Source organism: Clavibacter sp. (genome assembly GCF_014802555.1).
Classification (GTDB): Bacteria; Actinomycetota; Actinomycetes; order Actinomycetales; family Microbacteriaceae; genus Clavibacter; species Clavibacter sepedonicus.
The window spans coordinates 83,731-93,754 of the sequence record NZ_JAAVCB010000078.1 but is presented as its reverse complement, the minus strand read 5'-3'; the positions used below and the strand labels follow the sequence as shown (position 1 = coordinate 93,754).

Genomic DNA, 10,024 nt, shown 5'->3' with positions numbered 1-10,024 from the left:
GAGGACATTGACGATGATGAGTTATATGTGTCATTCAGTAGATACGGGGTGTTTCTAACACTCCCAGCCTCAGATGTTGAACCCATCCAACCTCTTGACCGTCGCACCGCTTTCCTCACACGCTTGCAGTCGCTTCTGAGGGAGTTTGATGCGAGCATAGAGCCATGTGGATGTGAGATTGAAGGCTTATCCTTTGTGCTTAAGGATAACGAGGAGATATATTATAAAATGGATGATTTTTCTCCTATGAGAAATCTTACCGCCGACAACATCATGGACTTTGACAAGGAGGGAGTATGATAGTAACAGTTTTCTATTGGATAGGTGTAATAGGAGCCTTGTTGATTAGCATAGCGATAATAATTGTATTCGCTTCTCTCGTATATGGATGGTGCAAATCCGCATACCGACATGGAGAGATGCTATACAATCGCTCTAAGATGTGTAAAAAGGTATCAGCAAGTATAGGACACAGTTGTGCTTTGTGGCTTATCAACTACAACGAGCGTAACGGCTTTAAGCATAGTGGATATTCAGCAGGCGACTGGGAAAGATACTTCGGACAACAAATGAGAAAAAAGAAATAGCCATGTCAACCCCCGAAGAAATAAAGAAGATAGCGAGACAAATCGCTGAAAAACTTACAGCAGGTGATGATTATTACCTCCACGAAGAAATCAGGAATGTTGAAAAAGCCCTGAAAGTCTTAGTCAATGACTATGAAATCATAGGAAAAGACTTCATCAAACGCCAACGTCTTATTATTGAGTTTGACAAGAAACAGATGCTTGAAAAACCAATCGGTGAGAAAATCGCCTTGGCTGGAGTATATCAAGCCAAACTTGAACTGATGGATAAACTTTTCGGCTCGCTTTTTGAGGAGGAGAAATGAGAAACTATGCAGATGTATTTGAAGATAAACTCCCAATTATGATTCAACTCGGATTGGAATTTGAAAGTCTAACTAAGGAGTTTATCAAAACAATAAATGATAAGGAAAAGAAAAGGAAATGAAAAAGATACACCCTAAATTACAAGCAGCAATTGACAATATGTCAGATGAGCAGATTGCAAAGATTCTGAACACTAAATATACAGCAGCTGACATAGCCAAGCAGCAGAAAGCGTTGGAACAGTTAAAGGAACAACTCTGCAACCCAAAACAAGTAACGATTGAGGGCTGGGTTGCAAGAGATGAAGATGGCTTTATCAATCTTTACAATGAAAAGCCGATACGAGATTATGCTGATAGGAGTGATGTGACATACGGCTTTTGGGATGATGCCGATGGACATCATCTTGAACTCCCGACAACATCTTTCCCCTCTGTCACTTGGAACACCGAACCAAAGAAAGTAAGAATAACCATAACACCGATAGAATAATGAAAACCGAACTAACAATAGAAGAATCCGCCAAGCTCATTGAGTTGGGTGTTGACTCGAAGCTGGCGAGTATAAAGGGGTTTGTTCCCATTCATCCCGAAGTTCTTAAAGGCAATGCCGAATATGCTAAACCTTGGGGATGGATGCCGAAATTCACCCTCACCGACTTGCTCGCTATCCTCCCGAAAATGTTAATAGACAAATATGGCAAAAATAATCCTTTAGGTTTTGAGTTTGACGATGACTATATGGCGTGGACTGCATACTATTTGGGCGGTGGATATGTTGAAACCCAAACAGAACTCATAGACGCACTATTTCACCTCTTATGCTGGGTGATTGAAAACAGATCTATCGACCTTAAAACCAATAAGAAATGACCGACACCCTACTAATCATCATCGCCGTGCTGTTAGCCGTGCGGATAGTCCTGCAAGTAAGGCAGGGCAAGAGAGCGTTTGAGAAGATGTATTGCGCTCCGAGTGAAGTGGAGAATATCAACGTATATTCTGACAAATGCAGGGTTGAAGAAAACCTGCGCAAATATAGCGAGCAAGGCTTTGAACTTGTGCAAGTAATAGACAACTACGGAGGGCATAGAGATGTTGTTATGCTCTTTTTCACCCGCAAGAAAATCAAGAACTATTATGAAAATTGAATTACGATGGCCTGATGCGATGTGCGATTGTAGCATAAGCATCTCAATAATACCCAAACAAAACAAGGAGGACTGACATGGCAGCAAGAGATTATGAATTTTACCCAGCCGCAATTAGCGGTCACGTCTATTTGGCTAAGAAAATAAAGTCTAAAAACCTTATGAGCCAAGATAGGCGCATTGTTACCGATGAAGAAGCAATCGGTATTTTTGAAGCATATCTAAGGAGATATTGCCAAAAGAATAACACCGACACGGTTAATATAACTGACGCAGAGGGCAAACTACTATTCTCTGCCACACTAAACGATAGAAAGGAGGACTGATATGACATATTTAAGCGTTGACAAAGACGGAACGGAATATATTTACGACCAAGTATCACCCTATCGTGAGGATGGTGAGGACTTTTGGAGGGCGAATTATGACAAGCATGGCGAGTCATACCCGTGTATTGAACTCCCCAAAGGCTCAATCGCCAAACTAATAGGCAGAGAGCTGACTTGGGAGGATGAACCGGTAGAATTAAAAGATGCTATCAAGAGGTCAATGGATTGCAAATGGTGTATAGATGGAATCTGCATGAAAAGAACAATGTGCATAATGGGTCAGATGGATTGTCCCGATTTTACCCTAAAACAATAGCATATATGAATAAGATACGAGTATTCGAGGCATTCAGCGGTTATGGTTCACAAGCGATGTCTCTAAAAAGACTTCAATCAGAGTATCCTGATATACTTGATTTTGAATTTGTCGGCATATCCGAAATAGAACCGTCGGCAATCAAAGCGTACAACGCCGTACACGGAGATACGCCGTGCTATGGCGATATTTCTAAGATTGATTGGAATGAAGTGCCGGACTTCGATTTATTCACAATGAGTAGTCCTTGCTTTGTGGCGGGAACTTTGGTTCATACAGAGCGTGGCTATATACCGATTGAACAAGTTACAACAGACGACAAAGTTTTGACGCATACCAACGAATACCAAAGGGTAATAGCAGTAGGGCATAATGATGACTCAAAAATCATTAAGGTTCGCGGAATGTGTTTCAAAGATATTCTATGCACTCCCAATCATCCGTTCCTCGCTCGCAAGCGATATAAACAATGGAATAACAACCGCAGGTCGTATGATAGAATGTTTACAGATGCAGAGTGGGTTAATGCAGAACGATTAACAAACGACCATTATGTAGGTTATGCAGTAAACCAAAAATCGCAGTTGCCACAATGGGATGGAATTATTGCTACCCGATGGAAGAAAATTGAGAACAAACTTACACCACTGTTTAACAATCCATCATTTTGGTATTTAATGGGTCGTTATGTAGGAGATGGATGGAAGAGAATTAACGAAAAATACGGTAGTAGTGTTATAATATGTTGTTCTGAGAGAAACCGCGAATCGTTATATGAAGCATTAGAGAATTGCGGCATTCACAGCCACAGTGTAAAAGAAAGAACCGTAGAGAAAGTGTTTATATCAAGCAATGAACTTGTCGCTTTCGTTGACAGATACGGATATTATGCCCACGGCAAGAAAATAGACGAGGAAACTATAAATCTACCAATACATTTATTGCAGTCTTTCGTTCAAGGATATGTTGATTCAGATGGGTGCTATACTGGAAATGAATATAAGGCTACAACGGTAAGTGAAGAGTTGATGTATGGTATTCAGCACTGTATCGTAAAAGCCTACAAATGTCCTGTTCGTATGTATTGGATTAAGAGAAATCCGACAACCGTAATAGAAGGAAGAATTGTAAATCAAAGAGACTCCTACACTATTGCTTGGCATCCCGAAAAGCGTAAACAGGACAAGGCATTTTATGAAGACGGATATGTATGGTTTCCGATAAATGAGGTTGTTGAACTTAATGAAAAAAAGACCGTCTACAATATGGAAGTTGAAAATGATAACTCCTACACTGCGAATGGTGCAATCGTTCATAATTGCCAAGACTTTTCAGTGGCCGGACGGCAAGCTGGCGCAGAAGAGGGAAGTGGCACACGTTCATCATTGTTATGGGAATGTCGCAAGGCTATTATTGCCAAACGTCCCAAGTATATTTTATTCGAGAATGTTTCAGCAGTTGTATCAAAGAAGTTTATACGTGGATTCAATAAATGGCAAGCCGAATTGGAATCCTACGGCTATACCAATTATGCAAAGGTTCTGAACTCGAAAGACTACGGCTGCCCGCAAAACAGGGAACGTATTTTTATGCTAAGTATCCGGGGGGGGCAAAGTTACCACTTTCCAAAGCCGTTTAAATTGGAGAAAAGAATCAAGGATATACTCGAACCCTACGGCACGGTGGACGATAGTTATTATTTCAAGCTGGAGCAACTTCTGAGAATAATATCCCATTGCGACCGCAAAGTAGAGGAGGGATGTGGATTCAAGGCTCAGTTCCATACGGAGGATGAAATATCGGGTTGTGTCACAACCCGATATGGGCAGAGGGAAACAGACCCCGCGATTAAGGAGGGAATCTCTATTCATCCCCTCAATCGCAAGATGGAATTTCAGGGATTCAACAGTATTCAGTCAGACACGGCTCCGTGTCTGACTGCTCACGACGGGCGCGGTGGTGAGCCTTGTTTATGGCAGAGATTGTCAATCTACGACAACAACGCGCAGGCAGGGCGCGTGTACGATGTCGAGGGCATCGCACCGTGTCTTGACACTTGTAGCGGAGGTAATCGTATGACGAAGATTTTAGAGCCTTGCATCCTCGGCTATACACGTGATAAAAAGGGCAATGTAGTTGACTATCACGACAAAGACGTTGCGAATACCGTGCATACATTTACAGGTGGCGGTTGGAATACAGATCAATTTGTAAAAGAACCCATTGAGCGAGACCGACAATCCCGAATAAGAAGCAAGGTAATGCCAAACGGCAATATTAGATTCTTTCAAGCCGATGATTCTAAATCAGGTATAAGCGAGATGCAGATAACCCATCCCGACAATGAGTGTCCTACGATAACCACGGCTCACGCTCCCAAGATTCTTGAACCCATCTCGGTAGCGATGCGTGGCAGGAATCCCGATAATCCGTCCGACCGTACCAAGGGTGCGCCAACGGATCAAAGATTAGAGTTTGGCAACAACATTGCAAACTGCATAACCACCGTGCAAAAGGATTCTATGGTGGCGGAGCCTCAAATCGGATGTGACCCACGCAAGGAGTTCGGTATAATGGATTTCTCCGAGATTTTCCCAACTGTTGTCGCTACGGATTACAAATCTCCGAAGATTGTGCGTGAACCGATGAAACTCTCTTTTGAGAATCTTCCCGACAAGACCGTCTTGAAGGACGAGAACGGCAAAGGTTATCTTTGGCAGGATGGAGGATTGTGGCGCGTGAGAAAATTAACACAAATTGAGTGTTTTAGATTGCAAGGAGTAAGCGATGAAGATGCAAAGAAGATTATCGCAGTATGTAGTAAAACTGCATGTTATTGTCTTGCAGGTAATTCGATAACGGTAGATGTTTTGTATCATCTGTTTAGGAAGTTATGGATTGACACCGAGAACGAGTCTGCGCAGAAAAGTTTATTCGACTTCTGAAAATTCTTCCCAAAATATTTGCAGGATTCAAAAGTATTTTGTAATTTTGCACCATGTTAGTCACCGTCATAGGCATAGTCGCTATGGCAGTGCCGTCGAAAGGCGATGGTCTGATTCGGAGTACTACGATGAAAGACCCAAAAACGAATCACAGCTCGATGGGCACGAGCGCACTGCAAGAGGCGGTGAGGTTGGAGGTTCGAGTCCTTCTGATTCGGCAAACATAGTGGGATGGAGCAGTGGTAGCTCATCGGGTTCATACCCCGAAGGTCGGCGGTTCGAGTCCGCCTCCCGCCACCAATTATCAACACGACCGTCAACTTGCACCTCTGACAGATGTGGAATAGAAAACTTATGTATCCCTTGGGAGTTGTGTGCAAGCACTCCTTTGGGATTCTTTATTTTATGACACGACTTGAAAGAAAAGAGTCGGAACTTGATAAACTTTATCAATACCGGCAACTTGCGATGCAGAACAATGACTTTATATGGATGCAACGCAATCAAGAGAAGATAATATCTCTTGAAAAAGAAATTGATAAACTCCGTAAGAATGAATCCGCCACGGTATTTTCTGTATTGTCGAACAAAGAAGAAATGGTGAAAAATGGAGTTTACAAAGCATTATTGCGTATCAGTCTATTGGCAGATGCTACGAATGAAGCCTGCGAGATAGCCAAATCTCTGTTGAAAGAACATGGCATAGTTGACTTTTCGTTTCGACATAAAGTAGATGAGTTATGCAAACTGTCTTCTGAGATAGCAGGAGTAACACTTCGTTCTAAGAATGAAGATATGGCGGATTTTATTGTAGACAATGAAACATTTGTCGATATGTGTATAAAACACGCGAATGCGCATATTAAAAGAAAATTAAAAATATGAAGAAATATCTAAGGTTTCACCGCAGTAGTTTTGAAGAAAGTATTGCTACTATGCGTGAGGTGTATGGATTGTATGATTTACAAAGAGTGATATTGGCAGAATATCCCCATGCATCGAATGTGCATATATCCCGAACAAAGTATAATGATACTCGCACTCCCGAAGAATGGGGTGGAACTACTCACTACATTCTTGCGGATTTTGACGGATTGGAAAGTCAGTGTGTAGGAATGTGTAATTTCTATGAGAGATGATGGATGAGTTACTACGCCTGACACGGGAGAATAACGTGATGTTGCAACGTATCTGTGCTTACATAGACAAAGTTGATTCAGACAATTACAGAATGAACGAGGATATGAAGCAGTTTGCTATGAATGTCGCTGCTGACGTTCTTGTTGATAGTAAACAAAAACGAAATAATAACGACCAAATATTTTTTAGATGAAAACAATATGTAACTGTTTCTTGTGGATAGTGATTTTTACAGGGCTTTTAGTGGCAAATCTCTTTATAATTGCCTATGATGCTGCATTAGGGAAGTATATCCTTGCTGCGATTGGCGCGGTTGCAGTTGCGTCCTGTATAGTAGCTATCGCACGTATTTACAAGCAAGCGATTCGCTATGAGAGAACTATTCAGAGCGCGTTGGAATACTTACATCTGCGTGAAGAACTCCGCTCATTTAAGGAGTTCTTGAAATCAAAGGAGAATGAATTAAAGGATAAAGAAGATGAATTGGAAAAACATAACGGAAATTCCTTCGGAGTTAATTAATGAGGATTTGTTTCTGCGGATAGAGAAGCGTACGTGTAGTGCGATATTTTATGCTATCGGCAACATATCCGAACTTGGAGATGTTTACGCATATTCCGCCGAATTTGACGGCTTTATTAGTCGCGATGATTGGAAGAATGTGTGGTATGTTAATCCGAAAGAGATAGAATTATGAGCAGACGATATGGCTTGCCATACATGGGTTCTAAAAGCAAGATAGCCGAATGGGTTGTCAGCCATTTACCACGCGCTACGCATCTCTACGATATATTCAGCGGAGGTGGAGCGATAACGCATTGTGCGTTATTGTCGGGCAAGTGGAAGTGTGTTCACTTTTCCGATATATCTAATTCCGTTGAGTTGCTACGCGATTGTTTTGATGGCAATTTCCCCGACGGCTCGGAGTGGATAAGCCGTGAGGATTTCTTTGCCCGAAAGGACGAAGAACCATACATCAGACTTCTTTGGAGTTTCGGCAATGACGGACGCTCATACCTTTACGGCAAGGATATAGAGCCTTATAAGAAAGCCGTCCACGAAATGATATTCGCCCCTACGCCTAATGAGCGGAGGTTGAAATTTCGCGAGGTCTGTAAGTTAATTCCCTCAGTATTAGGATTTAAGGGGGGGGCACCCGACGTATCGCCACGAGTCAATGGAGAGATTGCAGAGGCTACATACAGGCTTCAACACCTCGAACCGAATCCCCCCCCCCTCACCACACAATCACCTATCTGTCAGAGCGTTGCAAGCCCTGCAATCCGCCGAAGCCTACAACAGAATCCAATCGAACTTCACAGACTGCAATCAGAGGAGCGGAGGAGGGCTTGCGAGGAATTCCCCTTTTTCGGCGGGGAGTATGAATGTCGCATAGCGGACTATCGCGATATAGAAATACTCCCTGACTCAATAATTTATGCCGACAAGCCCTATATCAATACAGGCGGCTACGGAGATACAGGCAAAGATGATTTTGACCACGATGCTTTTTGGCAGTGGACGGAAGAACAAGATGTACCCGTATTCATTTCGGAATATTGGGCACCCGAAGATAGATTCAAGTGCATAGCGTCAAAGGAACGAACAAGCACCTTCTCCGCCACTAACAATGGCTTAAAGAAAATAGAAAAAATCTTCGTGCCACTTAAGTGGTACGATAAATTCAAACCGATAGAACAAAAATCATTATTTGATGATATATAACTATGGCAACATTCAAGAAAATCACAATGTACGTCTGCGACCTCAACGAGAATTTATCTATTGAAGAGTTGCAGGAAATGATAGACCAATATGTTTTAGACCGTCGCTCTACAGACGGATTCTGCCGACTGTTTGAACAAAAGTCTGTAACGCAAGAGTGGAAGGATGAACACCCTCTAAACTATCGTGAGAATAATAACAATCCCGCAGTATGGGAGAGGGTATTGAATGACAATTAATTAAAACTTTTACTAAAATTTCCTCGAATATTTTACAAAAATTCCGATTAATTTTATTAACTTTGCAACAAGTTTAATATACTAATAAAAATAATGTCAAACTATTCAGTATCAGTCTGCTTGACCGACCTGCAAGGGGCGCAAGTTCAGACGAATCAAAACGGCAAGCAGTTTCTCTATATTCCGATTGAGGATGCAGACTTGTTCTTATCAGATAAAGGCAAGGTATATATAAACCTTGCTATGTGGGCGAAACGTAATGGAGTAGACCAATACGGCAAGACGCACGGCATCAAACTTTCTCCCTCACAAGCGTATCGTCAGCGTATCGGAGATGAAGCGGTAAAGAATCTCCCCTTTATCGGTAGTGCAAAAGAAATTGTACCAAAGAATCAAGGTGGCTATCAGCAACCGCAGAATCAGCCCGTCTACCAGCAGACCGCTCCGCGGGGGTATCAGCAGCCACAATATCCGCAGAATCCTGCGCCACAAAGCAATCCTTTCGCATCAACTGACGATAATATGCTTTTTTGATGTATGAAATTCAAATTCACGAAAGACAACGAACTGCGTCAATTGCCGACACGCGCAACTGAGGGTTCAGCGGTCTACGACTTGTATGTCCCAAAAGATACCGTGGTGAAGCGAGGGCGCAATGTAATCCCGCTCGGATTCTGCGTTGAACTTGACCCGCATACCGCCGCCGAGGTGCATCCGCGCAGTGGGTATTCATCTAAAGGCATGGAGGGCTACGAAATTATCAGCAAAACGCAGAGAGCAGAGAATGGTTGTTGTGGGCTTGTGGAAGTAGGTCAGTATGCAAATCTTGAAAAGACAAGAATGAATGCTGACGTGATATTCGGTCTTATAGATGAAGATTATCGTGGGGAATGTGGTGTAATTATCAACAATCACGAATGCGAGTTTCTTTTGAAAAAAGGCGACCGTATCGCGCAGATGCTCATAGTACCAGTATTTTCTGAATCTATGGAAATCGTAGACGAACTTTCGCCGTCAAACCGTAAAGGTGGATTCGGCTCAACCAATCAATAAACAATCAATAAAATCAACGTATTATGCAAGAATTATTTGACAGTATTCAAGCGAAGATGATTGAGTTCAACAATGACCTCAATCTCAATGTCAACAAAGGCAACAAAGCCGCAGGTGTCCGCGCCCGCAAAGCATCGCTCGAACTCGAAAAGATGTTCAAGGAGTATCGCAAGAAATCACTCGAATCTGCGAAGAAATGAAAGACAAGGTTAGCAATACCGCTTCGGGTGGTGT

General features: G+C 42.4%; 14 protein-coding genes and 2 tRNA genes. All 16 read left to right on the top strand.

Annotated features, from left to right (window positions below; translation table 11 throughout):
- On the top strand, window positions 1–300 hold a 300-nt coding region (locus HDR73_RS09245; RefSeq protein WP_287136418.1), incomplete at its 5' end, for a hypothetical protein.
- Window positions 301–589: 289 nt separating this feature from the next.
- Window positions 590–892, top strand: coding sequence for a hypothetical protein (locus HDR73_RS09240; protein ID WP_287136417.1), 303 nt, complete (start codon window positions 590–592; stop codon window positions 890–892).
- A 118-nt stretch (window positions 893–1,010) separates the two neighbouring features.
- Window positions 1,011–1,385, top strand: coding sequence for a hypothetical protein (locus HDR73_RS09235; protein ID WP_287136416.1), 375 nt, complete (start codon window positions 1,011–1,013; stop codon window positions 1,383–1,385).
- Window positions 1,385–1,765 carry a hypothetical protein gene (locus HDR73_RS09230; protein ID WP_287136415.1) on the top strand — a complete coding sequence of 127 codons (381 nt, stop codon included), beginning with the start codon at window positions 1,385–1,387 and terminating at the stop codon, window positions 1,763–1,765. The genes HDR73_RS09235 and HDR73_RS09230 overlap by 1 nt, the downstream gene beginning before the upstream one ends.
- Complete coding sequence (locus tag HDR73_RS09225; protein ID WP_287136414.1) at window positions 1,762–2,043, top strand: hypothetical protein; 282 nt, start codon at window positions 1,762–1,764, stop codon at window positions 2,041–2,043. The genes HDR73_RS09230 and HDR73_RS09225 overlap by 4 nt, the downstream gene beginning before the upstream one ends.
- Before the next feature lie 77 nt (window positions 2,044–2,120).
- A complete protein-coding gene (locus HDR73_RS09220) occupies window positions 2,121–2,369 on the top strand; it encodes a hypothetical protein (protein ID WP_287136413.1) in 249 nt (82 codons plus the stop codon).
- 324 nt (window positions 2,370–2,693) lie between these two features.
- Entirely contained in the window at window positions 2,694–5,633 is a 2,940-nt protein-coding gene (locus HDR73_RS09215) for a DNA cytosine methyltransferase (protein ID WP_287136412.1), read from the top strand.
- 144 nt (window positions 5,634–5,777) lie between these two features.
- A tRNA-Ser gene (locus tag HDR73_RS09210) sits at window positions 5,778–5,851 on the top strand.
- Between the two features lie 7 nt (window positions 5,852–5,858).
- Window positions 5,859–5,933, top strand: a tRNA-Met gene (locus tag HDR73_RS09205).
- 105 nt (window positions 5,934–6,038) lie between these two features.
- Window positions 6,039–6,518, top strand: a complete 480-nt coding sequence (locus HDR73_RS09200) for a hypothetical protein (protein ID WP_287136411.1) — start codon at window positions 6,039–6,041, stop codon at window positions 6,516–6,518.
- 498 nt (window positions 6,519–7,016) lie between these two features.
- On the top strand, window positions 7,017–7,295 hold the full coding sequence (locus HDR73_RS09195) for a hypothetical protein (RefSeq protein ID WP_287136410.1): 279 nt from the start codon (window positions 7,017–7,019) through the stop codon (window positions 7,293–7,295).
- 171 nt (window positions 7,296–7,466) lie between these two features.
- The gene (locus tag HDR73_RS09190) at window positions 7,467–8,498 is read left to right on the top strand and encodes a DNA adenine methylase (protein WP_287136409.1); all 1,032 of its coding nucleotides are present in this window, start codon (window positions 7,467–7,469) and stop codon (window positions 8,496–8,498) included.
- 2 nt (window positions 8,499–8,500) lie between these two features.
- Window positions 8,501–8,737, top strand: coding sequence for a hypothetical protein (locus HDR73_RS09185; RefSeq protein WP_287136408.1), 237 nt, complete (start codon window positions 8,501–8,503; stop codon window positions 8,735–8,737).
- A gap of 120 nt (window positions 8,738–8,857) precedes the next feature.
- Window positions 8,858–9,271, top strand: a complete 414-nt coding sequence (locus HDR73_RS09180) for a hypothetical protein (RefSeq protein WP_287136407.1) — start codon at window positions 8,858–8,860, stop codon at window positions 9,269–9,271.
- A 3-nt stretch (window positions 9,272–9,274) separates the two neighbouring features.
- Window positions 9,275–9,790 (top strand): dUTP diphosphatase, encoded by a 516-nt coding sequence (locus HDR73_RS09175; RefSeq protein ID WP_287136405.1) that lies wholly within the window; start codon window positions 9,275–9,277, stop codon window positions 9,788–9,790.
- Window positions 9,791–9,813: 23 nt separating this feature from the next.
- Entirely contained in the window at window positions 9,814–9,990 is a 177-nt protein-coding gene (locus tag HDR73_RS09170; protein ID WP_287136404.1) for a BF3379 family histone-like protein, read from the top strand.
- Window positions 9,991–10,024 lie beyond the last annotated feature (34 nt).

Excerpts from the sequence above, each read along its gene's own strand:
- HDR73_RS09240 (WP_287136417.1), top strand. The coding sequence starts at position 590 with ATGTCAACCCCCGAAGAAATAAAGAAGATAGCGAGACAAATCGCTGAA.
- HDR73_RS09215 (WP_287136412.1), top strand. The coding sequence starts at position 2,694 with ATGAATAAGATACGAGTATTCGAGGCATTCAGCGGTTATGGTTCACAA.
- HDR73_RS09170 (WP_287136404.1), top strand. The coding sequence starts at position 9,814 with ATGCAAGAATTATTTGACAGTATTCAAGCGAAGATGATTGAGTTCAAC.
- HDR73_RS09230 (WP_287136415.1), top strand. The coding sequence starts at position 1,385 with ATGAAAACCGAACTAACAATAGAAGAATCCGCCAAGCTCATTGAGTTG.
- HDR73_RS09225 (WP_287136414.1), top strand. The coding sequence starts at position 1,762 with ATGACCGACACCCTACTAATCATCATCGCCGTGCTGTTAGCCGTGCGG.
- HDR73_RS09235 (WP_287136416.1), top strand. The coding sequence starts at position 1,011 with ATGAAAAAGATACACCCTAAATTACAAGCAGCAATTGACAATATGTCA.
- HDR73_RS09200 (WP_287136411.1), top strand. The coding sequence starts at position 6,039 with ATGACACGACTTGAAAGAAAAGAGTCGGAACTTGATAAACTTTATCAA.
- HDR73_RS09190 (WP_287136409.1), top strand. The coding sequence starts at position 7,467 with ATGAGCAGACGATATGGCTTGCCATACATGGGTTCTAAAAGCAAGATA.
- HDR73_RS09175 (WP_287136405.1), top strand. The coding sequence starts at position 9,275 with ATGAAATTCAAATTCACGAAAGACAACGAACTGCGTCAATTGCCGACA.
- HDR73_RS09220 (WP_287136413.1), top strand. The coding sequence starts at position 2,121 with ATGGCAGCAAGAGATTATGAATTTTACCCAGCCGCAATTAGCGGTCAC.
- HDR73_RS09185 (WP_287136408.1), top strand. The coding sequence starts at position 8,501 with ATGGCAACATTCAAGAAAATCACAATGTACGTCTGCGACCTCAACGAG.